The 23100-nt window shown below is 58.7% G+C and carries 22 protein-coding genes; 6 read left to right on the top strand and 16 right to left on the bottom strand.

Going from position 1 to position 23100, the window contains the following annotated elements:
- Position 1: 1 nt before the first annotated feature.
- Both AACY50_RS01595 and AACY50_RS01590 read right to left on the bottom strand, forming a co-directional pair.
- Positions 2 to 952, bottom strand: coding sequence for a YihY/virulence factor BrkB family protein (locus tag AACY50_RS01595; protein WP_339430935.1), 951 nt, complete (start codon positions 950 to 952; stop codon positions 2 to 4).
- Positions 953 to 1116: 164 nt separating this feature from the next.
- Complete coding sequence (locus AACY50_RS01590; RefSeq protein WP_339430936.1) at positions 1117 to 1308, bottom strand: CsbD family protein; 192 nt, start codon at positions 1306 to 1308, stop codon at positions 1117 to 1119.
- A 196-nt stretch (positions 1309 to 1504) separates the two neighbouring features.
- Here AACY50_RS01590 and AACY50_RS01585 point away from each other — a divergent pair, with 196 nt between their 5' ends.
- Positions 1505 to 1882 (top strand): hypothetical protein, encoded by a 378-nt coding sequence (locus AACY50_RS01585; protein ID WP_007969330.1) that lies wholly within the window; start codon positions 1505 to 1507, stop codon positions 1880 to 1882.
- Positions 1883 to 1959: 77 nt separating this feature from the next.
- On the opposite strand, the gene fadD1 is transcribed toward AACY50_RS01585, so the two are convergent.
- Together fadD1 and fadD2 are read right to left on the bottom strand one after the other, a co-directional pair.
- On the bottom strand, positions 1960 to 3657 hold the full coding sequence (fadD1, locus tag AACY50_RS01580) for a long-chain-fatty-acid--CoA ligase FadD1 (protein ID WP_339430937.1): 1698 nt from the start codon (positions 3655 to 3657) through the stop codon (positions 1960 to 1962).
- Positions 3658 to 4016: 359 nt separating this feature from the next.
- The gene (fadD2, locus tag AACY50_RS01575) at positions 4017 to 5705 is read right to left on the bottom strand and encodes a long-chain-fatty-acid--CoA ligase FadD2 (RefSeq protein WP_221730730.1); all 1689 of its coding nucleotides are present in this window, start codon (positions 5703 to 5705) and stop codon (positions 4017 to 4019) included.
- Positions 5706 to 5944: 239 nt separating this feature from the next.
- Here fadD2 and AACY50_RS01570 point away from each other — a divergent pair, with 239 nt between their 5' ends.
- Positions 5945 to 6889 (top strand): alpha/beta hydrolase, encoded by a 945-nt coding sequence (locus AACY50_RS01570; protein WP_339430939.1) that lies wholly within the window; start codon positions 5945 to 5947, stop codon positions 6887 to 6889.
- 42 nt (positions 6890 to 6931) lie between these two features.
- Entirely contained in the window at positions 6932 to 7402 is a 471-nt protein-coding gene (locus AACY50_RS01565; protein WP_071553717.1) for a MaoC family dehydratase, read from the top strand.
- A 122-nt stretch (positions 7403 to 7524) separates the two neighbouring features.
- On the opposite strand, the gene AACY50_RS01560 is transcribed toward AACY50_RS01565, so the two are convergent.
- Entirely contained in the window at positions 7525 to 7992 is a 468-nt protein-coding gene (locus AACY50_RS01560; RefSeq protein WP_339430940.1) for a ferritin-like domain-containing protein, read from the bottom strand.
- Between the two features lie 205 nt (positions 7993 to 8197).
- Here AACY50_RS01560 and AACY50_RS01555 point away from each other — a divergent pair, with 205 nt between their 5' ends.
- On the top strand, positions 8198 to 8434 hold the full coding sequence (locus tag AACY50_RS01555; RefSeq protein ID WP_003227425.1) for a DUF3820 family protein: 237 nt from the start codon (positions 8198 to 8200) through the stop codon (positions 8432 to 8434).
- Between the two features lie 29 nt (positions 8435 to 8463).
- The gene (locus tag AACY50_RS01550) at positions 8464 to 9645 is read left to right on the top strand and encodes an aminotransferase class V-fold PLP-dependent enzyme (RefSeq protein ID WP_339538069.1); all 1182 of its coding nucleotides are present in this window, start codon (positions 8464 to 8466) and stop codon (positions 9643 to 9645) included.
- A 5-nt stretch (positions 9646 to 9650) separates the two neighbouring features.
- Here AACY50_RS01550 and AACY50_RS01545 read toward each other — a convergent pair whose 3' ends face one another.
- From AACY50_RS01545 to zwf, 4 genes are all read right to left on the bottom strand, one after another.
- A complete protein-coding gene (locus AACY50_RS01545) occupies positions 9651 to 10376 on the bottom strand; it encodes an intradiol ring-cleavage dioxygenase (RefSeq protein ID WP_339430942.1) in 726 nt (241 codons plus the stop codon).
- Between the two features lie 188 nt (positions 10377 to 10564).
- Positions 10565 to 11230: a bifunctional 4-hydroxy-2-oxoglutarate aldolase/2-dehydro-3-deoxy-phosphogluconate aldolase gene (locus AACY50_RS01540; RefSeq protein ID WP_075945403.1), complete on the bottom strand. Its 666-nt coding sequence runs from the start codon at positions 11228 to 11230 to the stop codon at positions 10565 to 10567.
- A gap of 17 nt (positions 11231 to 11247) precedes the next feature.
- Positions 11248 to 11961, bottom strand: coding sequence for a 6-phosphogluconolactonase (gene pgl, locus AACY50_RS01535; protein ID WP_339538068.1), 714 nt, complete (start codon positions 11959 to 11961; stop codon positions 11248 to 11250).
- The gene (gene zwf / locus AACY50_RS01530; RefSeq protein ID WP_339430944.1) at positions 11948 to 13414 is read right to left on the bottom strand and encodes a glucose-6-phosphate dehydrogenase; all 1467 of its coding nucleotides are present in this window, start codon (positions 13412 to 13414) and stop codon (positions 11948 to 11950) included. The genes pgl and zwf overlap by 14 nt, the downstream gene beginning before the upstream one ends.
- A 226-nt stretch (positions 13415 to 13640) precedes the next feature.
- On the opposite strand from zwf, the gene AACY50_RS01525 reads away from it, so the two are divergent.
- On the top strand, positions 13641 to 14501 hold the full coding sequence (locus tag AACY50_RS01525) for a MurR/RpiR family transcriptional regulator (RefSeq protein WP_171057240.1): 861 nt from the start codon (positions 13641 to 13643) through the stop codon (positions 14499 to 14501).
- 147 nt (positions 14502 to 14648) lie between these two features.
- Here AACY50_RS01525 and AACY50_RS01520 read toward each other — a convergent pair whose 3' ends face one another.
- The 7 genes from AACY50_RS01520 to AACY50_RS01490 all read right to left on the bottom strand — a co-directional run bounded on the left by AACY50_RS01520 (position 14649) and on the right by AACY50_RS01490 (position 22832).
- Positions 14649 to 15503 carry a D-hexose-6-phosphate mutarotase gene (locus tag AACY50_RS01520; RefSeq protein ID WP_339430945.1) on the bottom strand — a complete coding sequence of 285 codons (855 nt, stop codon included), beginning with the start codon at positions 15501 to 15503 and terminating at the stop codon, positions 14649 to 14651.
- 114 nt (positions 15504 to 15617) lie between these two features.
- The gene (locus tag AACY50_RS01515) at positions 15618 to 16967 is read right to left on the bottom strand and encodes a carbohydrate porin (protein ID WP_221730722.1); all 1350 of its coding nucleotides are present in this window, start codon (positions 16965 to 16967) and stop codon (positions 15618 to 15620) included.
- A gap of 106 nt (positions 16968 to 17073) precedes the next feature.
- Positions 17074 to 18234 (bottom strand): ABC transporter ATP-binding protein, encoded by a 1161-nt coding sequence (locus tag AACY50_RS01510; RefSeq protein WP_339430946.1) that lies wholly within the window; start codon positions 18232 to 18234, stop codon positions 17074 to 17076.
- Positions 18235 to 18236: 2 nt separating this feature from the next.
- Entirely contained in the window at positions 18237 to 19082 is an 846-nt protein-coding gene (locus tag AACY50_RS01505) for a carbohydrate ABC transporter permease (RefSeq protein WP_221730720.1), read from the bottom strand.
- Positions 19075 to 19983: a carbohydrate ABC transporter permease gene (locus tag AACY50_RS01500; RefSeq protein ID WP_339430947.1), complete on the bottom strand. Its 909-nt coding sequence runs from the start codon at positions 19981 to 19983 to the stop codon at positions 19075 to 19077. Before AACY50_RS01500 ends, AACY50_RS01505 begins: the two co-directional genes overlap by 8 nt.
- A 156-nt stretch (positions 19984 to 20139) precedes the next feature.
- The gene (locus AACY50_RS01495; RefSeq protein WP_339430948.1) at positions 20140 to 21441 is read right to left on the bottom strand and encodes an ABC transporter substrate-binding protein; all 1302 of its coding nucleotides are present in this window, start codon (positions 21439 to 21441) and stop codon (positions 20140 to 20142) included.
- Positions 21442 to 21572: 131 nt separating this feature from the next.
- Complete coding sequence (locus AACY50_RS01490) at positions 21573 to 22832, bottom strand: D-mannose isomerase (protein WP_339538067.1); 1260 nt, start codon at positions 22830 to 22832, stop codon at positions 21573 to 21575.
- Positions 22833 to 23100: the final 268 nt, after the last annotated feature.

The raw sequence follows: 23100 nt of genomic DNA, 5'->3' as shown, positions 1-23100 counted from the left end.
ATCAGGCTTCGTCAGTGTCCGGCTTGAGCGAATGATCGCGGCCCAGGCCCGAGACATGTTGTTTGGGATGTTCGTCGAGTTCGCCGGGGACTTTCTCGCCCGAGTCCTTGCCCTCGTGGGACATGTGTTCGATCACCGCATTCATCTCCGCGCCGAGCAACAGCACCGCCGAGGAAATGTAGAAGTACAGCAACAGCACGATGATCGCCCCGATGCTGCCATACATTGCGTTGTAGTTGGCGAAGGTTTTCACATAAAACGCGAAGCCCAGTGAGGCAATGATCCACACCACGACTGCCAATACCGAACCCGGAGTGATGAAGCGGAATTCCTGTTTGACGTCCGGCATCACGTAGTAGATCAGTGCCACGGCAACCATCATCAGAATCACGATGACCGGCCAGCGCGCGATGGTCCAGACGGTGACGATGACTTCTTCCAGGCCAACCTGCGCGGCGATCCAGCCCATCACTTGCGGCCCGAGCACCATCAGCGCGGCGGCGGCCAGCAACATGCCGGCAATGCCGACGGTGTAGAAAATCGACAGTGGAAAACGCTTCCAGACCGGCCGGCCTTCGACCACATCGTAGGCGGCATTCATCGCGCTCATCATCAGGCGCACGCCGGCAGATGCGGTGTACAGGGCAATCACGATACCGACCGAAAGCAGCCCCCCCTTGGACTGCTGTAACTGATCAATCACCGGGTTGACCTGTTCCAGCGCCTGCGGTGGCAGCACCAGTTCCGATTGCAGACGCAGCCAGGTAAAGAAGTCCGGCAGGTGCAGGAAACCGATCAGCGCAATCAGGAACAGAATGAACGGGAACAGCGAAAACAGCATCTGGTAGGCCAGTGCCGAGGCGTACGTCGACATCTCGTCGTCGATGAATTCAGTTACGGTGCGTACCATCACCCGGTGCAGGGGCAAACCTTTCATGTCCGGAAATATCATTCGCGTCTCCTTTCGCCGCATTACAGGTTGAAGTCGTGGCGACTCAGGGGCCGTTTTTTACATCACGTTAGCCTACTTGGCGAGCCTCGGTGGGTCAGCGCCTGTTGAGGATACAAAAACGGCCATCCTTGGATGGCCGTTCGTGTCTTTCGTTCAAGGCCCGATTACGCCTTGTCGACGCCCTTCTTGATGGCGTCTTTGGCTTTGCCGACCGCTTGCTGGGCTTCGCCCTTTTTCTCTTGCAGGGTGCCTTCGGCTTGCAGTTTGGTGTTGTCAGTGGCTTTACCCACACCTTGCTTGACGTTGCCGACCGCTTCATTGGCCATGCCTTTTACTTTATCGCCTGTGCTACTCATGGTGTTTCTCCTTGATGCATTAACGAGGAAAAGTCATTACGTAAGGATTGACCGACCCCGTTTGCGCCAAGTTTCATTTTTTTCAGGGGTTCATTTCGTCGCAGCATGCAGGTTGGGCTTTATGTTTGCCGGCGTTGCCTTGAGAATGCGCTCCATATGGGCGCCAAGCGCCAGGAACCGACCCCGCAGGAATGTTATGAAACTCGATAAAAAGCAGGCCATTGCCCGTCGAAACCAGGAACTGGGCGGCGCTGTGCTCGGCACCAACAACTGCCACTTCGCCGAACTGAACCGCAACCGCAACATCTGGTGGTTCGACCTGCCGGTAACGCGCCTGGCCGTGGGTCAGTACGAGTGGATTCACCTGCTGATGCACACGCCGGCCACCGACGAACTGCTGCACCTGAAAGTGCCGACGGTGTTCCTGCGCGAGAAGCTGGAAGGGCTGGTGATTCGCAACGAGGGCAAGCGCAAAGCGGCGCTGAGCCTGGAATTGAGTGCGGACAAGGATTCGTATCTGCAGGACATGCGTCCGGCAGGAACCAATGTGAATTTCGCGCCATTTCGCCAGTAACCGCGAAAACGGCCTCACAGGCACAGAATTTCTCCCGACCAAAAGCAAAAAGCCCTGCATCTGCAGGGCTTTTTGCTTTACGCGGCGTTCTTCGCCTTGATCTTCTTCAGCTCTTCATCACGCAACTCGCGGCGCAGGATCTTGCCGACGTTGGTGGTTGGCAGCGTATCGCGGAACTCCACTGAACGCGGCACCTTGTAGCCGGTGACGTTGGCGCGCATGTGCTCCATTACCTGCTCTTTGGTCAGTGTTACGCCTGGCTTGGCAACGATGAAGATCTTGATCGCCTCGCCCGATTTCTCGTCCGGCACGCCGATAGCCGCGCACTGCAGCACGCCCGGCAGAGTCGCCAGCACGTCTTCCAACTCGTTCGGGTAGACGTTGAAACCGGAGACCAGAATCATGTCTTTCTTGCGATCGACAATGCGCATGTAGCCATCCGGCTGGATCAGCGCGATATCACCGGTCTTCAACCAGCCGTCGCTGTCGAGCATTTCATCGGTGGCGTCCTGGCGCTGCCAGTAGCCTTTCATCACCTGCGGGCCCTTGATGCACAGTTCGCCGATTTCACCCAGTGGCTGCTCGACACCGGCATCGTCGATGACTTTACACAGCGTCGATGGCACCGGAATACCGATGGTGCCGATCTGAATGTTCTGGATCGGGTTGACCGTCGCCACCGGGCTGGTTTCGGTCATGCCGTAACCTTCGCAGATGGCGCAGCCGGTCACGGCTTTCCAGCGCTCGGCGGCGGCCAGTTGCAGGGCCATGCCGCCGGACAGGGTGACTTTCAGCGCGGAGAAATCCAGCTTGCGGAAGCCTTCGTTGTTGCACAGCGCCACGAACAGCGTGTTAAGGCCAACGAAACCACTGAACTTCCACTTCGACAGTTCCTTGACCATTGCCGGCAGGTCACGCGGGTTGCTGATCAGGATGTTGTGGTTGCCGATCAGCATCATCGCCATGCAATGAAAGGTGAACGCGTAGATGTGGTACAGCGGCAGCGGCGTGATCAGGATTTCGCAACCTTCATTAAGATTGGAGCCCATCAGCGCTTTGCATTGCAGCATGTTGGCCACGAGGTTGCGATGAGTCAGCATCGCGCCTTTGGCAACGCCGGTGGTGCCGCCGGTGTATTGCAGCACCGCAACATCACCGCTGTCCGGGTTGGCTTCAGCCACTGGCTGGCCCTGCCCCTTGCTCAGCACGTCGTTGAACTTGACGGCTTTAGGCAGGTGATAAGCCGGAACCATCTTCTTCACGTACTTGATGACGCTGTTGATCAGCAGGCGCTTGAGCGGTGGCAACAGATCGGCGACTTCAGTGACGATGACGTGTTTGACGCCGGTTTTCGGCACCACGGCTTCAGCCAGGTGCGCCATGTTCGCCAGGCACACCAGCGCTTTGGCACCGGAGTCGTTGAACTGGTGTTCCATTTCCCGCGCGGTGTACAGCGGGTTGGTGTTGACCACAATCAGCCCGGCGCGGATGGCACCGAAGACAGCCACCGGGTACTGCAGAACGTTGGGCAGTTGCACGGCGATTCGATCACCGGGCTGCAAATCGGTATGCTGTTGCAGATACGCGGCAAACGCACCGGACAATTCGTACAACTCACCGTAGGTGATTGTCTTGCCCAGGTTGCTGAAAGCCGGTTTGTTGGCGAAGCGTTGGCAGGATTGCTTCAACACTGCCTGAATGTTCGGATACTCGTCTGGATTGATGTCGGCAGCAATTCCAGCCGGGTATTTATCCTTCCAAAAGTCTTCGATCATGGAAGCCCACTCCTCAGCAACGCGAATTCTTCACCGCATTTGATGCGATTATTATTGGTGTGTGTTTTGTATTGGTGAATCTGGCTTCTGGATAGGCCGAGACGTCACAAAGCGCGCCGAGAGTAGCAGCTTTGCCGAGGGTCGACTAGAGCCAAAAGCGGCCCCTACAGTCACATTGATGACTCAAGACTCTCTAGCGGTCATTTTAGAGCAAAAATCCTATAACACCCTGAAAGCCCCGTAATTCGGGCTATTCCTCCAAAAAGCATCGCGGGCAAGCCTGCATCCACAAGATCTGCATAGATACCTGTGGGTGCGTGGCTTGCCCGCGATCCGCGCAAAGCGCGGCTATTTATCGATCAGGCGATATCGCGCAACTCACGTCGCAGAATTTTCCCTACAGGCGTCATCGGCAACGACTCACGCAAGACAATGTGTTTCGGCACTTTGTAGGCGGTGAAATTCTCTTTGCAGTAAGCCTTGAGCTCTTCAAGACTTACACCGCTTTCGCGCGCCACCACAAACAGCTTAACCGCCTCGCCCGAACGCTCGTCCGGTACACCGATCACCGCGCAGTTGGCGACTTTCGGATGGGCCATGACCACATCTTCGATCTCGTTCGGGTAAACGTTGAAACCGGAGACGATGATCATGTCCTTCTTGCGATCGACGATGCGCACAAAGCCGTCCGGGTCGATCACGGCGATGTCGCCAGACTTGAACCAGCCCTCGGCATCCAGCACTTCAGCGGTGGCTTCAGGTTTGTGCCAGTAGCCTTTCATGATTTGCGGGCCTTTGATGCACAACTCGCCACGCTCGCCCATCGGCTGTTCGACGCCGTCATCGTTGATGACTTTCAACAGCGTACCCGGCACCGGCAGGCCAACCGTACCCAGACGCGACTGGTCGCCGTAGGGGTTGGTACAGGCCACCGGCGAGGTTTCGGTCAGGCCGTAACCTTCGGTGATGCGGCAACCGGTGAGCTGCTCCCAGCGTTCGGCCGTGGCTTTGACCAGCGCGGTGCCGCCGGAGTTGGTCAGTTTAAGGCTGGAGAAATCCAGCGTCTTGAAATCCGGGTGTTCCATCAGCGCAACGAACAATGTGTTCAAACCCAGCAGCGCCGAGAAACGCCAGTTTTTCAGTTCCTTGATAAACCCGGCAATGTCGCGCGGGTTGGTGATCAGCACGTTGTGATTGCCGGACACCATCATGCACATGCAATTCGCGGTGAAAGCATAGATGTGATAAAGCGGCAGCGGCGCGACCATCACTTCCTGGCCCTCGCGCAGCAGTGGCTGCCCGTCAGGGCCCAGTTGCGCGAGACAGGCCCGCACCTGCTGCATGTTCGCCACCAGATTGCCGTGGGTCAGCATTGCACCCTTGGCCAGCCCCGTGGTGCCGCCGGTGTATTGCAGCACGGCGATGTCGTCGAGGCTGGCCTTCAGGGGTTTGATGCCCAGCCCACGCCCCATGCGCAATGCGCTTTTGAAGGAGATCGCCTGGGGCAGCGAATACGCCGGCACCATTTTCTTCACTTTGCTGACCACGGTGTTGACCAGCCAGCCTTTGGCTGTGGGCATCAGGTCGCCCATCTTCGCTTCGATCAGGTATTGAATGTCGGTGTCGGCCAGCACTTCCTGAACTTTCTGGCCGAACATGTTCAGGTACACCAGCGCTCGAGCGCCGGAATCCTTGAACTGATGCCGCATCTCCCGCGCGGTGTACAGCGGGTTGGTGTTGACCACGATCAGCCCGGCGCGCAAGGCGCCGAACACGGCAATCGGGTAATGCAGGACATTGGGCATCTGCACCGCGATGCGGTCCCCGGGCGCAAGATCGGTATGCGCTTGCAGATACCCTGCGAAGGCAGCGCTTTGGCGCTCAAGTTCTGCGTAGGTCAAGGTCACGCCCATATTGCTGAAGGCCGGGCGATCGGCGAACTTCTTGCAGGAACGCTCAAACACCTCGATCACCGACTTGAATTCACCCATGTCGATGTCCAGCGGTACGCCGGCCGGGCGTTTGTCATTCCAGAAATCAGGTTGCATTGTTCTTGTCCTCTTTACCTGAGCTGATCCGGGGCCGCGTTTCTGTCATTTCTCGTTCATCCCTTGAAAGCAGAAAGCAAAAAGCGGAGCTTCACGGACACTAGCAGTTATGGCCAATCAGGCAAATACGGGCAAAGCCGTCATTGATCGTATGAATCTTCCTGCCGTCGTGTGGGCTGATCAGACGAAGAACAACGACTGCGCTATACACTGTTTCGACTCTGAGCAAAGGAATCGCCATGATCCACGACACTTTATGGCTGGACGCGAGTGACCGCAGCCGCCTCTTCGTCAATCTGTGGTTGCCCAAGACTCCGCTGAAAGCGTTGATCCTGCTGGCCCATGGCATGGCCGAGCACAGCGGGCGCTACCAACGGCTGGCTGAAAGGTTCTGCGCCCAGGGCTACGGCGTGTACGCCCCGGACCTGCGTGGACATGGCAAAACCGCCGAAAACGGCACCCTGGGGCATTTCGCAGAGAGCGATGGCTGGTGCAAAGTCGTCGGTGATCTGGCCAGCCTCAATCAGTACATCGGCCAGCAACATCCCGGCGTACCGATCATTCTGCTCGGGCACAGCATGGGCAGCTACCTGGCCCAAGGATACCTGCTGCACCACAGCGCCAGCCTGCACGGGGCGATTCTCAGCGGCTCGAACTTTCAACCGGTAGCGCTGTACGGCGCCGCGCGGCAGATCGCCCGCCTGGAAAAACTGCGTCAGGGCGCCAAGGGTCGCAGTGCGCTGATCGAGTGGTTGTCGTTCGGCTCGTTCAACAAAAAATTCAAACCGGTGCGCACACCGTTCGACTGGCTCAGCCGCGATCCGGCCGAAGTCGACAAGTACGCTGCCGACCCGCTGTGCGGCTTTCGCTGCACCAATCAGCTGTGGATCGACTTGCTCGGCGGCTTGCAGCAAATCAGCAAAGCGTCCACTCTCGCCCAGATCGACCCGGGCCTGCCGCTGCTGGTGATCGGCGGCGAATGTGATCCGGTCAGTGAAGGCAAGCGTCTGACAGATCTGGCCAATGCCTTGCGCACGGCCGGCAGCCACAACCTGCAACTGAAGATCTATCCGCAGGCGCGGCACGAATTGTTCAACGAAACCAATCGCGACGAAGTGATCGCCGATGTGCTGACCTGGATCAATCAGGCCCTGAGCCATCCGCGCCCTCATCGCAGCGAATAATTTTTTGTGGATTCATTTAATCCGTCACAGGAACCCAGACCGATGACCCAGGTTACCAACACCCCTTACGAAGCCCTCGAAGTCGGCCAGACTGCCAGCTACAGCAAGACTGTCGAAGAGCGCGACATTCAGTTGTTCGCCGCCATGTCCGGCGACCACAACCCGGTACACCTGGACGCCGAATTTGCCGCCGCCAGCATGTTCAAGGAACGCATCGCCCACGGCATGTTCAGCGGTGCGCTGATCAGTGCAGCCGTTGCCTGCGAATTGCCTGGGCCGGGGACTATTTATATCGGTCAGCAGATGAGTTTTCAGAAGCCGGTAAAGATTGGCGACACACTGACCGTGCGCCTGGAAATCCTTGAGAAGCTGCCGAAGTTTCGCGTGCGGATCGCCACTCGCGTGTTCAACCAGCGTGATGAATTAGTCGTCGATGGCGAAGCTGAGATTCTGGCGCCGCGCAAACAACAGACCGTAACCCTGCCAACCTTGCCGGCGATCAGCATCGGCTGATTGGCTGCACAACACAAAGTGGGAGCGGGCTGGCTCGCGAAGAGGTCGTGTCAGCAACATCATCGTTGCATGACACACCGCATTCGAGAGCAAGCCCGCTCCCACCGTTTTTTCAGCGTGGCTTACGAACGAGCGCGAGCCTGGTTACGCAGGGCTTTCACCTGGTCGTGGTTGCGTTGCGCACCATGGTACTGGCGTTCAACCAGGTCGCGAATACCGACCAGATTGTGCTTGTTGATTTTCTCCATGGCTTCACGATAAGCCTTCAGCGCATGGTCTTCACCGCGCTCGGCTTCGTTAAGCACAGCTTCTTCGTCCTTGCCGGTAAACATCGCTTTGACGTCAACCCAACGGCGATGCAGGTCACCGCTGACGCTGGTGGACGTTTCCGGATCACCGCCCAGTTTGCGCACTTCAGCTTGCAGTTCCGCAGCGGCGGTAGCGCAATCGGCAGAGCGGGTGGTGAACAGCGTTTTGAGTTCAGGATGCTTGATGTCTTCAGCGCAAGTCTTGAACCCTTCCTGACCGTCTTTGCTGGTTTCAATCAGGTCATTGAGTACAGAGATGGCTTCTTTATTCATGTCAGTCATTTTTTCAATTCCTTGCGGTTGGTTGAAGATGCAAGGGATATTGCAGTGTGCGTGCCAGTTTCTATAAATAAAAAAATCTTTATATATCAATGCTTTAAATGTAAATGAACTATCTGTATCAAGGATATTTGCATGATCTGTCATTTGGCCTGCATGCAGAATGCCTGTATTTTCCACTCTGATTTGAAGCCAGACGATCTCACTGATGAATCCCGAAAAACTCGAACTGTTGATCACCCGCGAAATGCCCTTTGGCAAATACAAGGGCCGGATCATTGCCGACCTGCCGGGGCCTTATCTCAACTGGTTCGCCCGCGAAGGCTTCCCCCACGGTGAACTCGGTGGCTTGCTGGCCTTGATGCAGGAAATCGACCACAACGGCCTCTCTGACTTGCTCGAACCGCTACGCGCAAAACACGGCAAACCTGCCCCGCGCCACTGACGCGCCCTCCTCTACAGAGCTTGCCAACCATGCCCGACAACACCCGCCGCGCCCGTGACGAAGCCTTCTGGCAGACGTTCGCCGATCGTTATGACGCTCAACCCGGCCCCGTGAACCTGGAAAACGGTTACTTCGGGCGCATGTCGCGCACGGTGATCGAGGAGTACCAGCGCAACATCGAGCGGATCAACAACAGCAACTCGGTGTATGTGCGCCAACGCTTCGAACAGCACGACAACCTCGACATTCGCGCGCAACTGGCCGAGTTGATGGGCGTACGCGCGCAAAGCGTTGCCTTCACACGAAACGCCACCGAAGGCCTGCAATCGCTGATCCGCAACTACAACCGCCTGCAACCGGGCGATCAAGTGCTGATCTGTGACCTGGAATACGACACGGTAAAAGGCGCCATGCGTTGGCTGGCAAAACATCGCGGTGTAGAGGTGATCGAGATTGCCCACGCGCACCCGGCGAGTTTCGACAGTTTGCTGCAGGCCTACCGTGAGGTGTTCATCCGCCACCCGAAACTCAAGCTGATGGCGTTGACGCATGTCACCCATCGCACCGGCCTGGTGATGCCGGTGCAGGCTATTGCCGCGCTGGCCAAGGAGCACGGCGTCGACATCATCCTCGACGGAGCCCATGCCCTGGGCCAGATCGAGTTCGATCTGGAAGCAATGGGCATCGCATTCGCCGGCTACAACCTGCACAAATGGATCGGCGCGCCCCTGACCCTTGGCTTTCTCTATATCGCTCCGCAGCGCCTGGCCGACATCGATCCGGACATGGGCGAGATGCACTATCCGGTCAACGATATCCGCAGCCGCACTTCCTACAGCACGCCCAATATTCCAGCGCTGATGAGCCTCCCGTTGGTATTCGAGGAGCACCGTTCGCTCGGCGGCGCACCGGCCAAAGGTGCACGCCTCAATTACCTGCGCAATCTTTGGGTCAGCGCCGTGCGGCACTTGCCGGGCATTGAAGTCATGACCCCGGACGATCCACGGCTGTTTTGCGGGATCACTTCTATGCGTTTCACCCGCCACGACGATCAACAGGCGATGGCTGAGCGACTGCTCAACGACTACAACCTGTTTACCGTTGTGCGCACTGGCGCAGCCTGTGGACCGTGCATTCGCATCACGCCGGGGCTGACCACCACGTCTGCCGACATGCAGTTGTTGACCCGTGCGCTCAACGAGCTGCGTTAACGCGGCTATACGGTGTACTTGTCGAAGTCCTCGGGCCTGATCTGCGTCGACACCGCAAAGGTGTCGATGCCGAGGGTGAGGTGGCCGAAATAGCCGTCCTCGTGGGAGTCGCGACCGATCGGCCAGACAGCGAGGGTCGAGGCTTCGCCGCCCATACCGGCGTAAATACTGTCCTGGCCGTTGTCCAGCGGCAACGATGCCCGCCCCCGATATGCTTTGGCATTGAGCACCGAGCGTGAAACGACCTCGGGAAAGTACAACTGCCCCACCCACGCCACACAACGCTCATCAAGGTATTCACTGCCGGCAACCATACGCACCGCGACATGAATGTGCAGCGTGCGACCGGCATAGAATCCCGGATAGATCGTCGTGAAACGTACCCTGCCCTTTTGATCGCAAAACTGGCTGCCACGCAGGTAGGTGTGGTCGTCGGTGCGCGGGATCGAGCCGATATCTTCAACCTCGACTTCGAGATCGGGATTGATCCGGCTCCAGCCCGAATAGGCCCCTCGCGCATTGCAATGCCAGATGTCCACGAGGGCGCCACTGACCGGCTCACCGGTCATTGCATCGACAATGGTCAGGCGCAGGATCAACGGCAGGCCTTCAGCACCTTCGCTGATGTTGCGACGCAACAGTTTGGGATTGCGAAAATACGGCCCGGCGATTTGCTCGGGGGCCAGTTGATATACAGGTTGCGGTGATGGGGATGCGGGATCTCGATCCATGACAGGTGCTCTCTTCCATAAGAAGAGCGCAGATTAGCGTCGTGCGCAAAACTCGGTGCGGTAACTATGTATCGAGCAATGTATCTGCGACTTTTTCAGGGCAAAAAAAAACGGTGCACCGACCAAGCGCACCGTAAAGCCGTAGAACACACAACGAAGTGTCAGGTAAAGCTGTCAATCCACAAGCATCAGTCCAGCAGCGCCAATGCCTCGGCGGTGCATTCCTGAATGCGTGCCCAGTCGCCGTTCTTGATCCACTCCGGATCCAGCATCCAGCTACCGCCTACACACATGACGTTTTTCAGCGCCATGTAGCTCTTGATGTTGGCAGGGCCCACGCCGCCGGTCGGGCAGAATTTCACTTCACCGAACGGGCCGCCAAGGGCCTTGATTGCCGCCACGCCACCGCTCACTTCAGCCGGGAACAGCTTGAAGCGGCGATAGCCCAAACCGTAGCCTTCCATGATGCCGGAGGCGTTGCTGATGCCCGGCAACAGCGGAATCGGGCTGTCGACGCTGGCTTCCAGCAGGTCGCGGGTGATGCCTGGGGTGACGATGAATTGCGAACCCGCCGCTTCGGCCGCCGCAAGCATGTTGCGATCAAGCACGGTGCCGGCACCGGTCATCAGTTCCGGACGCTGTTCGCGCAGGATCTGGATGGCCTTGAGACCGAACTGCGAACGCAGGGTCACTTCCAGCGCGGTGAGGCCACCTGCGGCCAGGGCGTCGGCCAGTGGCAGCACGTCCTGTTCACGAGCGATGGTGATCACCGGCAGGATCCGCGCCTTGGCGCAGAGGCTGTCGATCAGGGCAACTTTGTCCGCCATGGAAACGGTCGGGGATGGGTTTTTCATAGCGGCTGTTCCTTGGCTCATGGGCACCAGTAAATCTCTAACGTGGGTTGCAGAAACGCGCGAACCGGCATGGAAGCGACATCGTCGGATGCCAGCGCGGCATTCAGGGTGGTCAGTTTCGATTGACCGGAAATCGACAGAATCTTGTGCTTCGCCGACGCCAGCAGCGCACGGCTCATGCTCAGACGCTGATGCGGCACGGTGGGCGCCAGCATCGGCCAGCAACGGCGGGTGCCGTCGACCTGCAACGCCTCAGTGAGGTTCGGGCTATCGGGAAACAGCGACGCGGTATGACCGTCGTCGCCCATGCCCAGCACCAACACGTCAATCGCCGGCAATTCGGCGAGCAGACGGTCAGCCTGCTCGGCGGCTTGTTCGACATTCGCCGCAGCGCTGTAAAGGCTCAGAAATTGCGCCTTGGCGGCGGGGCCTTTGAGCAGGTACTGCTTGAGCAGACCGGCATTGCTGTCGGCGTGTTCGACCGGCACCCAGCGTTCGTCGGCGAGGGTCACGACGACCTTCGACCAGTCCAGTGCCTGCTTGGCCAGGTGCTGGAAAAACGCCACCGGGCTACGACCGCCGGACACCACCAGCACAGCGTTGCCGCGTGCAGCAATGGCATCTGTCAGTTGCTTGGCAACGTTAAGCGCCAAGCCTTCGGCCAGCGTCGCCGGGCTCTTGAATTCATGGGCGTTCACGCCCTCGGGCAGTTTCACATCAGATATCGCCATACCACGACCTCCCGTCCCGCGTGATCAATGCAATGGAGCTCATCGGCCCCCACGACCCGGCCGCGTACGGCTTGGGCGCGTCACCGGATTTTTTCCATCCGGCGATCAGCTGGTCACACCACTTCCACGCGGCTTCGATTTCATCTTTACGGACAAACAGGTTCTGATTGCCGTTCATCACTTCCAGCAACAGCCGCTCGTAGGCATCGGGGATCCGCGCGCTACGCCAGGTGTCGGAGAAATTCAGTTGCAACGGGCCGCTGCGCAGTTGCATGCCTTTGTCCAGGCCCTGCTCTTTGGTCATCACGCGCAAGGAAATGCCTTCGTCCGGTTGCAGGCGGATGATCAGTTTGTTGCTGATCTGCAAGCGCTGCTCGGGGGCGAAGATGTAGTGCGAGGGTTCCTTGAAGTGGATGACGATCTGCGACAGCTTTTGCGGCATGCGCTTGCCGGTTCGCAGGTAGAACGGCACGCCGGCCCAGCGCCAGTTGCGGATGTCGGCACGCAGGGCGACGAAGGTTTCGGTGTCGCTCTGGGTATTGGAATTCGGCTCTTCGAGGTAGCCCGGTACGGACTTGCCTTCACTGTGACCGGCGATGTACTGGCCGCGCACCACTTGAGTGGTCAGGCCTTCCGGGCTGATCGGCGCGAGCGCCTTGAGCACTTTTACTTTTTCGTCACGGATGCTGTCGGCGGACAGATCGGCCGGTGGATCCATGGCGATCAGGCAGAGCAGTTGCAACAGGTGATTCTGGATCATGTCGCGCAGCTGACCGGCCTTGTCGAAGTAACCCCAACGGCCTTCGATGCCGACCTTCTCGGCCACCGTGATTTCCACATGGGAAATGTAGTTCTGGTTCCACTGGGTTTCGAACAGGCTGTTGGCAAAACGCAAGGCGATCAGGTTTTGAACGGTCTCTTTGCCCAGGTAGTGGTCGATACGATAAGTGCGGTTCTCCGGGAAGAACTGCGCCACGGCATCGTTCACTTTGCGCGAGGATTCGAGATCGGAGCCAATCGGCTTTTCCAGTACCACGCGGGTGTTTTGCGCCAGACCGACGTTCGCCAGGTTCTCGCAGATAGCGCCGTACACCGCCGCCGGCGTGGCGAAATAGGCAATCATGCGCTGCGAACTGCCCGCCAGCTCGGCCAGCGCTACATAATCTTCAGCCTTGAGAAAGTCGACGTGCAGGTAGGTCAGGCGCGCCAGAAAGCGCTCGGCGACGGCCTCGTCCAACTCCTTGCCGACGTAGCGGCGCAGTTCATCGGCGATGAACGCCATGTGCTGCTGCTCGGAGCCGGCTTCACGGGCCAGCGCGATAATGCGCGTGTCCTCGTGCAACAGGTCGGCGCCATCGAGGTGATAAAGGGCAGGAAACAGCTTGCGCAGGGCCAGATCGCCAAGAGCGCCGAACAAGGCAAAGGTGCACGGTTCAACCGTAATCGAAGGCATGATGTTTGTTCTTTTATCAAGTTAAGCTACAAATACCTTTTTTCAAGGCATCACTCAAGGGAAAATGTAGTAATAACCACAACATTTTCACAGAATACAGATTCCGAGTGGTGGTCGGTCGGAGCCATCAGTAGGATAGGCCACCGTTACGGGCCATATCAAAGGCCCAATTTGCATAGCCCGGCGCACCTTTGCGCAGGTGAATTAGGAATTCCATATGGACCGCGTGCGAAATTTACTGGAACAGATCCAGAGTCGCCTTGAAGACCTGAACAAGGCCGAACGCAAAGTCGCCGAGGTGATCCTGCTCAACCCGCAGCAGGCCACCCGCTTCAGCATCGCCGCCCTCGCCCAGGCCGCGTCGGTGAGCGAGCCGACGGTCAACCGTTTCTGCCGTTCGTTCGGCGTCAGCGGCTACCCCGAACTCAAGCTGCAACTGGCCCAGAGCCTGGCCAGCGGCGCGGCCTATGTCAGCCGTGCGGTGGAAGCCGATGACAATCCCGAAGCCTATACGCAGAAGATTTTCGGCAGTGCCATTGCGTCACTGGACAGCGCTTGCCAGGCGCTGGACCCGAACCTGATCAGCCGCGCCGTCGACCTGTTGATTCAGGCGCGGCAAATCCACTTCTTCGGCCTCGGTGCGTCAGCGCCAGTGGCGCTGGATGCGCAGCACAAGTTCTTTCGGTTCAACCTGGCGGTGACGGCGCATGCCGATGTGCTGATGCAGCGGATGATCGCTTCGGTGGCTCACACCGGCGAACTGTTCGTGATCATTTCCTACACCGGCCGCACCCGTGAACTGGTGGAAGTGGCGCGCATTGCCCGGGAGAACGGCGCCTCGGTGCTGGGTCTGACCGCCGAGAACTCGCCGCTGGCCAAGGCCAGTACGCTGAGCCTGAACATTCCGCTGCCGGAAGACACCGACATCTACATGCCGATGACCTCGCGGATCATTCAGTTGACCGTGCTGGATGTGCTGGCGACCGGTATGACCTTGCGTCGCGGGGTCGATTTCCAGCCGCATCTGCGCAAGATCAAAGAGAGCTTGAATGCGAGCCGGTATCCGGTGGGTGACGAGTTCAACTGATCCAAAATCTCGGCTGATTGATCCGGCCTCTTCGCGAGCAAGCCCGCTCCCACAGGGGATCTGTTTTGAACACAAATCCTGTGTTCATTGAAGGTCCAATGTGGGAGCGGGTTTGCTCGCGAAACCGTCAGGCGACTCACCACAAATTCAGGCCGCAGCCCACGCCTGCAAACTCAAATGCGCCTTAACCCCCGGCGCCAGATGCAGGCTGTCCGTCCCGCCCGTCGCCGCTTCAACACAAACAAACTCCGAGATCTCATCCCAACTCACGCCCAACAGCGGCCGTGAGCCTGGATGCCAGACCACCGTGTCCGCCGTGTCACCGGTGTCAATGCACAACTCGCGCTGCCAGGCGTGATCCTTGAGCTGTAACTCGCCGTCGTGCTGGAACACCCGCTGGCAGCCACCCTCGACCCGCAACTCGCCTTCCTGCTGGCAAACCTGACGGTTCAACTGGTCATAACCCTGCGCGCCTTCGAGGCCGGACAGCGCTATCTCACCGACATCACCAATACGCCAGTAAGCGTGCAACGCCTGGCTCAACTGACACGGCATGTCGTCCTGATGCTCGGTACTCAGACGCAACTCCATGCGCTCGCCCAAGTGCGCGTGTAGATCGACCTGCCAATCGCACAGTTGCAATTGCCAGTGCAGGCGCACGCCATCCTCGGCGCTGCTGCTGTCGAGCAATTTCCAGTCGAGCAGCCGCGCCCAGCCATGGGACGGCCACGCGTTTTCGCTCGGATGGCGGCCGTACCACGGCCAGCACACCGGCACCCCACCGCGAATGGCACCGACATGCGGCCATTTCGCCGCACACCACAACCACGGCTTTTGCCCGCGTGGCTGAAAATGCAGCAACTGCGCGCCCTGACGACTGAACACCGCCTGACACAGCGGATGATCGATCACCAACACGTCGCGCATCTGATAGCGCTCCCAGGCGAACACCGGCTGTTCGCGCAAGGATCTGAAAAAGCGTTGCAGCGGATGCTCATGCATTGGCCACGGTCCTGAACTCGTCTTTCATAGGGGTGCGCCTGCCCCCAAAAAAAAGCGGACAGCCTTGGCTGTCCGCAAATATGCGCACATAGAGAGGAGCTTATCGCAGACGCGTTAGAACACCGACTGAATTTTCAGACCGGCGACCAAAGCGTTGTCCACTGCGTCCACTCCACCTGGATGAGTGATGTATTGCAGGTTAGGACGTACGGTCAGCCAGTTAGTGACGTGGAAGCCGTAGTTGATCTCGTAGTTGTATTCGGTTTCACGAATCGGCGAGAACACCGGGTTGTCGTAATCCGAAACACCGTTGGATGCATTGAGCAGTTCGGCGTTTTTCTTCACGTCATCGTTGACGTGAATACGCGCCGCGCCGATACCGATGTCATCTTTTGGACGCGCGTCGAACGGGCCTTTGTAGACAAACATCACCGACTGATAGTTGTCGATGAAGTTGGTGTCCTTGTCGTGGAACGTGGCGTTGGCGGCGATGTTCAGACCGCGGGTCGCGTCACCGTTGTGGCTGGTGAGTTGCTGTTGCGCCACGAACCAGTAGCCGTGCTTGCTGCTGTGGGTGCGGTAGGCGTTACCGGTGGTTGCAGCGTCGTTGCCGTTGATGTCTTCGCGGACATCGCTGGCATCAGCGGTGCTCTTGTAGTAACCGACGCGGTATTCGCCCGGCAGGCTGTTGACCTTCGGCGACCAGACCAGTTCGACCGGCAGAACAGTACCTTTGGTGCCGCTGCCGCTGAGCTTGAAGCCGTTGCCGTGTTCCAGTTGCGACGGGTTCTGGTTGTACGCACCGATCTGCGCGTAGAGCTCGTCGTTGATGTTGTACTTCACGCGGATCGCGGCCTGGCTGACGGGCCAGTTGTACCAGATGTTGGTCGCCCAGTTACCCACCTGGGAGCCGCAGAACGCCAGGTTCTGGAACTCGCACGGGAAGGTGTTGAAGTCTTCGCCTTCACCGAAGTAACCGGCCTTGACGTCGAGCTTGTTGTCGAAGAACTGGTGCTGAATCCACAGCTGGGTCAGACGCACCATGTGGCCACGGCCGTAAACTTCTTGAGACGAGCTCAAGGTGCCGGCACGCGGGTCGCCCACGCGGTCGTTGGAGATGTTTTGACCGTTACGGTTGGTCAGTTGAATCTTGGCCTGAGTGTTGTCCCAGCCCCACAGTTTTTGCAGATCCAGTGCCACGCCCAAACCGAACTGGTCGCTGTAGCGGCCGGTCTTGTCGTCGTTGTAGCCACCGTGCAGGTTGCCACCGACTTCCCCAACGTAATCGGCCTTGATGTCGATACCCTGCTCGATCAGCTTGGTCCGCTCACCACCCCAGTCGCCCGTCATCCATTTGGAATCGGAGCTGAACGCATCGGCGGCCATGGCATTGCCGGCCAGCACCAAGGCTGCCGCTGCTGACACTTGGCAGATCAACCGGGCATTGACGTGTTTCTTTTTCATCCCTACATCCTCGTCTTTATTGTTATTAACTGTTTTTATCTAACGCGGTTTACATAAAGTGCGATGGATTACAGGCAATCCACCGCGTGCTCCCACATTTTGTTCTTCAGCGGCCTTTGAACTGGGCCACGTTGGCAGACCGCGCTTCGGACTGCGCCTGACCGGCAACACCCAACCGCTCGCCAGTCTTGGCATCGAACAGCAGCACTTTCGACGGATCGAATTGCAGCGTCAGGTTCTCGCCCACCTGCGGCGCCACGTCCGGTGCCAGACGGCAGCAGACCTTGGTGTCGTTGAGGTTGACGAATACCAGCGTGTCCGGGCCGGTCGGCTCGGTCACCTGCACTTCGGCGCGAATGCTCGGCAGGCCATTGCCCTCGTCGCTGGCCAGAACAATCTGCTCCGGGCGCAGGCCGAGGATCACTTCGCGATCTTCAAGACCGGCGTCCTGCATGCCCATCGGCAACTCGCAACGCGCCTGGCCACTGTCGAGCAGTGCCAGCAGACGACCGTCCTTGCGCTGCAAACGCAGCGGGATGAAGTTCATCGGCGGCGAACCGATGAAGCTCGCCACGAACAGGTTGGCCGGGTCGTTGTAGATCTCTTTTGGCGTACCGAACTGCTGGATGATGCCGTCCTTCATCACCGCCACTTTGTCGCCCAGCGTCATCGCTTCGATCTGATCGTGGGTCACGTAAACCGTGGTGGTTTTCAGGCGCTGATGCATCAGTTTCATTTCGGTACGCATCTCGACGCGCAGCTTGGCGTCGAGGTTAGACAGCGGTTCGTCGAACAGATAGATCTTCGGCCGACGCGCCAGTGCACGGCCCATCGCCACACGCTGTTGCTGACCACCGGAAAGCTGACCGGGCTTGCGGTTGAGCAAGTGTTCGATCTGCAACAGCTTGGCCACGCGAGCGACTTCTTCATCGATCGCCGACTGCGCCATCTTGCGGATCTTCAGACCGAACTCGATGTTCTCGCGCACGCTCATGGTCGGGTACAACGCGTAGGACTGGAACACCATGGCAATGTCGCGATCCTTTGGGCTCATGCCGCTGACGTCCTGGTCGCCAATCATGATCGCGCCGCCGGTGATGGTTTCCAGGCCGGCGATGCAGTTCATCAGGGTCGACTTGCCGCAGCCCGACGGGCCGACCAGGATCAGGAACTCACCGTCCTTGATCGACAGTTCGATGTTCTTCAAGGTGTCCGGCAGGCCGGCACCATAGGTCTTGTTTACGTTACGAAGTTCGAGCGTAGCCATGATTACCCCTTGACTGCGCCGGCCGTCAGCCCGCGCACGAAATACTTGCCTGCGACCACATAGACCAGCAGGGTCGGCAGGCCGGCGATCATCGCCGCTGCCATGTCCACGTTGTATTCCTTGGCCCCGGTGCTGGTGTTGACCAGGTTGTTGAGCGCCACCGTGATCGGTTGCGAATCACCGCTGGAGAACACCACACCGAACAGGAAGTCGTTCCAGATCTGCGTGAACTGCCAGATCAGGCAAACCATGATGATCGGCGTCGACATCGGCAGAATGATCCGCCGAAAAATGGTGAAGAAGCCTGCGCCATCAAGGCGTGCAGCTTTGACCAGCGCGTCGGGAATGCTCACGTAGTAGTTACGGAAGAACAGCGTGGTGAACGCCAGCCCGTAAACGACGTGGATGAACACCAGCCCGGTGGTGGTGCTCGCCAGGCCCATCTTGCCGAGGGTGAACGAGGCCGGCAGCAGCACGGTCTGGAACGGCAGGAAGCAGCCGAACAGCAGCAGACCGAAGAACAACTGCGAACCGCGAAAGCGCCACATCGACAGGACATAACCGTTCAACGCACCGATGGCCGTAGAGATGATCACGGCCGGAACCGTGATCTTGATCGAGTTCCAGAAGTAACCATCAACCGTGGCCCAGGCCTTGACCCAGCCAATACCGCTGACCACGGTCGGCCAGCTCAGCAGGTTGCCGGTACTGATGTCTTCCGGGGTCTTGAAACTGGTCAACAGCATGACCACCAGCGGAATCAGATAAAGGAACACGGCGAGGATCAGCACCGCGTAGATCGCAATGCGGCTCAGGCTGATCGCAGGTTTGGCAGCGAGACTAGTCATGACGCTTGGTCCTCAGCTCGGAGTACAGGTAAGGCACGATGATCGCCAGAATCGCACCGAGCATCAGAATCGCACTGGCCGAGCCCATGCCCATCTGGCCGCGACTGAAGGTGAAGGAATACATGAACATCGCTGGCAGGTCGGAGGAGTAACCCGGGCCACCGGCCGTCATCGCTGCAACCAGGTCGAAGCTCTTGATCGCGATGTGCGCCAGAATCATCACCGCACTGAAGAACACCGGACGCAGGCTTGGCAGTACCACTTTCCAGTAGATGGTCGGCATGCTCGCGCCGTCGATCTGTGCAGCACGAATGATCGACTGATCAACGCCACGCAGGCCGGCGAGGAACATCGCCATGATAAAGCCCGAGGCCTGCCAGACCGCCGCGATCACCAGGCAATACACCACGCGATGCGGGTCGATCAGCCAGTCGAGACGGAAGCCTTCCCAGCCCCAGTCACGCAACAATTTGTCCAGCCCCATGCCCGGGTTGAGCAGCCATTTCCACGCGGTACCGGTGACGATCATCGAGAGCGCCATCGGGTACAGGTAAATGGTGCGAATGAAACCTTCGCGGCGAATACGCTGGTCGAGGAACACCGCCAGCAACACGCCGATCACCAGTGTGATGCCGATGAACATGCCACCGAACACCGCGAGGTTCTTGCTTGCGACCCACCAACGGTCGTTCTCGAACAACCGCGCGTATTGCGCCAGACCGGCCCACTTGTAGTTGGGCAGGAACGTCGAAGTGGTGAACGACAGCACGAACGTCCACAGGATGTAGCCATAGAAGCCCACCAGCACGATGAACATGCTCGGCGCCAGCACCAGTTTGGGTAGCCAGCGTTGCAATGCATCGAACGGCGAGGCCTTGCTGAACACAGCAACAGAACTCATGGGGAAATCCAGTACAGGGAATAAAAACTACAGTGAGATCCCTTGTGAGAGCGGGCTTGCTCGCGAAGGCGGTGTGTCAGTCGACGGATGGAGCAACTGACACGACGCCTTCGCGAGCAAGCCCGCTCCCACAGGAGGGGCCTGTGCTAACGACGCTTATTTGGCCGACTTGATCGCTGCGCCGAGTTTCTTGGCGGTATCGGCCGGATCGGCTTTCGGGTCGTTGATGAAGTTGGTCACGACATCAAAGAACGCACCCTGCACCGCCAGCGTGGTCGCCATGTTGTGCGCCATGCTCGGCTGCAAGCCGCCGGACTTGGCGTCTGCCAGGAAGTCTTTGGCTGCAGTTTGTGCGCAGGAGTCGAAACCGAGCTTCTCCATGTTGTTCAACATGTCGTTACGCACCGGGATCGAGCCTTTGTTGATGCTGAAGACCTTCTGGAAGTTCTCACCCAGCACGACTTTGGCAATGTCCTTCTGACCCGCGGCAGTGCCGGCGTCTTTCTGCTTGAACACCGCCAGGGAGTCGATGTTGTAGGTGAACGCCTTGTCGGTGCCCGGGAAGGCTACGCACTCGTAATCCTTGCCAGCGACTTTCTTGGCGGCGGTCCACTCGGACTTGGCCCAGTCACCCATGATCTGCATGCCGGCCTTGCCGTTGATGACCTTGGCCGCTTCCAGGTTCCAGTCCTGACCTTTGCCGTCGACGTCCATGTAGGTCGCGACTTTCTTCAGTTCAGTCAGGGCCTTGACCATTTCCGGGCCGGTCAGCGCAGCGTTGTCCAGATCAACCAGGGCTTTTTTGTAACCATCAACACCCATGACCGAGAGCACAACGGCTTCGAACACGGTGCTGTCCTGCCAAGGCTGACCGCCGTGGGCCAGCGCAATGAAACCGGCTGCCTTGAGCTTGTCACCGGCGGCGTAGAATTCTTCGAGGGTGGTCGGGTTCTTGGTGATACCGGCTTTCTTGAAGACTTGCGGGTTGATCCACAGCCAGTTGACGCGGTGAATGTTCACCGGAACGGCCACGTAATCACCGTCGTACTTCACGGTATCGGAGACTTTCTTGTCGAGCAGGCTGTCCCACTTCTCTTCTTTGGCGACGTCCTTGAGCACGTCAGTGTCGAGCAGACCGGTCGACGCCCATTCCTGGATGTCCGGGCCTTTGATCTGGGCAACGCCTGGAGGGTTGCCAGCGACAGCACGGCTTTTCAGTACGGTCATGGCAGTCGCACCGCCACCACCGGCAACAGCGCCGTCTTTCCAGGTGAAACCGTCTTTTTCGACTTGGGCCTTGAGTACATCAACAGCGGCTTTTTCACCACCGGACGTCCACCAATGCACGACTTCCACCGAACCTTTGGATTCGGCAGCGGACACACTGAGGGGCAGAATTGCGAGCGGGAACAGGGAGGCGACAGAAATGACAGTAGCGAGGCGAGAAATCGCATTCATCTGAGATGTACCTTTCTTGTTGTTATGCGTTGCAAGTCTGGTGCTTGCGCTGCACAGGAGTTTAAACAGGACGTTTCGCTTCGCAGGTAACGAAGGGACGCGCGAATGTCACGACATGGTTACATGACTGATTACATAGCAGCGCTCTGGGACAACTGCGCCAGCGCACTCGCCATACTCGGCGACAAGGGTAGACGAGGGATCAGTACGGCTTGCCAGGCGTGATACAGATCGGGTTTGCCCGGCCAGATATCGGCACTTGGGCGGTTCTGTGAGTCGAGTTCGTGGTGCCAACTGCCGTTGCAGCGGTCAATGAAATGGCTTTCACAAAAATCCCAAAACAGCCGATACCAGGTTTCGTACTGCGCCTCGCCCGTGCGTTTGAGCAAGGCACTGGCCGCGGCGCTGGCTTCGGCATGCGTCCAGTGCAGGCGATGGCGGACCACGGCTTTGTTGTCCCAGTCGAGGGTGTAAACAATGCCCGGCGCACCATCGACATCCCAACCGTGACGGCAGTTGTTTTCGAACAGTTTCTGCGCGTCGGTCGCCAGCCAGCCGGGTGTGAGCATACCGGCCTGCACCCGCGCGGCCTCAAGATGCAGCAGCAGCCGCGCCCACTCAAAACCGTGGCCTGGAGTGGTGCCGTAAGGGCGAAAACCGTCGGCACGATTGTCTTGGTTGTACTCGCGCAGCGGTTGCCAGTCGCGGTCAAAGTGCTCGATGACCATGTAGCCATTGGCGCCAGCATGGCCGTGGATCACGCGTTCAACGATGCGCTGGGCGCGCACCAGCCAGCGCGGATCTTCCGTGACGTCGGCCAGCGCGAGGAAAGCTTCGGTGGCGTGCATGTTGCTGTTGGCGCCGCGATAGGCTTCTTCTTCGCTCCAGTCGCGATTGAAGCATTCGCGCATGGCGCCCTCTTCTTCGCTCCAGAAATACGTGTCGATGATGTCGATCGCGTCATCGAGTAAAGCTTGCGCGCCGGGGCGCTGCGCGACCACCGCAGAACTCGCCGCCAGGGCGACGAAGGCGTGCAGATAAGCGTTCTTGCCCGTGTTGCCATCGCGGTGTTCGGCGACCGCGAACCAGCCACCGTGCAGCGCGTCGCGCAACGGCCCGCGCAGGGCCGCGATGCCGTGATCGACCAGCTCGGCGAACCCTGGCAGGCCCTGAATATGGGCCATGGCGAAACTGTGAGTCATGCGTGCGGTGTTCATGGTTTCGGCCTGCGCGTTTGCAGGCAACTGGCCGCGCTCGTCGAGATTGCCAAAACCTTCGGGCAGTTTTGCCGCCTTGGCGAAATCCAGCAGGCGCAGGCCTTCGGCGGCGAGCCATTGCTGATGGGCAGGGGCGTTCAGCCAACTGCTGAAGCCTGGGTGAAAGAGATCCATGGGTGGCCTTTTTTGTTGTTATGACGGCGGGCAGTCTAAACAACGGGCCGGGGCAGGCTTGTAACGAAGGGGACAGGTTTTGTCACCAACCTGTGACATGGATATCGATGTTGAATGGGCCGACGCCTTCGCGAGCAAGCTCGCTTGTATGGTAGGACTTGAAGGGAGGAGGAGGGACAAGGCTCGATTCTGACTGTTAGCGCAGTACAGACCGTGGGAGATTTCACCCTCCTCCTTTCACCCAAGCGCCGATAAAGAATGCATCTGG

The sequence above is a fragment of the Pseudomonas sp. RA_15y_Pfl2_54 genome (genome assembly GCF_963971015.1).
GTDB lineage: Bacteria > Pseudomonadota > Gammaproteobacteria > Pseudomonadales > Pseudomonadaceae > Aquipseudomonas > Aquipseudomonas baetica_A.
The sequence above is the reverse complement of the archived record's forward strand: the minus strand, read 5'-3'. Positions and strand labels throughout refer to the sequence as shown.

Coding starts and splice junctions, on each gene's coding strand:
- AACY50_RS01515 (WP_221730722.1), bottom strand. CDS start 16,967: ATGAAAAAGAAACACGTCAATGCCCGGTTGATCTGCCAAGTGTCAGCA.
- AACY50_RS01555 (WP_003227425.1), top strand. CDS start 8,198: ATGAATCCCGAAAAACTCGAACTGTTGATCACCCGCGAAATGCCCTTT.
- AACY50_RS01570 (WP_339430939.1), top strand. CDS start 5,945: ATGATCCACGACACTTTATGGCTGGACGCGAGTGACCGCAGCCGCCTC.
- zwf (WP_339430944.1), bottom strand. CDS start 13,414: ATGCCTTCGATTACGGTTGAACCGTGCACCTTTGCCTTGTTCGGCGCT.
- AACY50_RS01540 (WP_075945403.1), bottom strand. CDS start 11,230: ATGAAAAACCCATCCCCGACCGTTTCCATGGCGGACAAAGTTGCCCTG.
- AACY50_RS01495 (WP_339430948.1), bottom strand. CDS start 21,441: ATGAATGCGATTTCTCGCCTCGCTACTGTCATTTCTGTCGCCTCCCTG.
- AACY50_RS01520 (WP_339430945.1), bottom strand. CDS start 15,503: ATGCATGAGCATCCGCTGCAACGCTTTTTCAGATCCTTGCGCGAACAG.
- AACY50_RS01510 (WP_339430946.1), bottom strand. CDS start 18,234: ATGGCTACGCTCGAACTTCGTAACGTAAACAAGACCTATGGTGCCGGC.
- AACY50_RS01505 (WP_221730720.1), bottom strand. CDS start 19,082: ATGACTAGTCTCGCTGCCAAACCTGCGATCAGCCTGAGCCGCATTGCG.
- AACY50_RS01590 (WP_339430936.1), bottom strand. CDS start 1,308: ATGAGTAGCACAGGCGATAAAGTAAAAGGCATGGCCAATGAAGCGGTC.
- AACY50_RS01500 (WP_339430947.1), bottom strand. CDS start 19,983: ATGAGTTCTGTTGCTGTGTTCAGCAAGGCCTCGCCGTTCGATGCATTG.
- AACY50_RS01545 (WP_339430942.1), bottom strand. CDS start 10,376: ATGGATCGAGATCCCGCATCCCCATCACCGCAACCTGTATATCAACTG.
- AACY50_RS01585 (WP_007969330.1), top strand. CDS start 1,505: ATGAAACTCGATAAAAAGCAGGCCATTGCCCGTCGAAACCAGGAACTG.
- AACY50_RS01550 (WP_339538069.1), top strand. CDS start 8,464: ATGCCCGACAACACCCGCCGCGCCCGTGACGAAGCCTTCTGGCAGACG.
- AACY50_RS01560 (WP_339430940.1), bottom strand. CDS start 7,992: ATGACTGACATGAATAAAGAAGCCATCTCTGTACTCAATGACCTGATT.
- AACY50_RS01565 (WP_071553717.1), top strand. CDS start 6,932: ATGACCCAGGTTACCAACACCCCTTACGAAGCCCTCGAAGTCGGCCAG.
- fadD2 (WP_221730730.1), bottom strand. CDS start 5,705: ATGCAACCTGATTTCTGGAATGACAAACGCCCGGCCGGCGTACCGCTG.
- pgl (WP_339538068.1), bottom strand. CDS start 11,961: ATGGCGATATCTGATGTGAAACTGCCCGAGGGCGTGAACGCCCATGAA.
- AACY50_RS01490 (WP_339538067.1), bottom strand. CDS start 22,832: ATGGATCTCTTTCACCCAGGCTTCAGCAGTTGGCTGAACGCCCCTGCC.
- fadD1 (WP_339430937.1), bottom strand. CDS start 3,657: ATGATCGAAGACTTTTGGAAGGATAAATACCCGGCTGGAATTGCTGCC.
- AACY50_RS01595 (WP_339430935.1), bottom strand. CDS start 952: ATGATATTTCCGGACATGAAAGGTTTGCCCCTGCACCGGGTGATGGTA.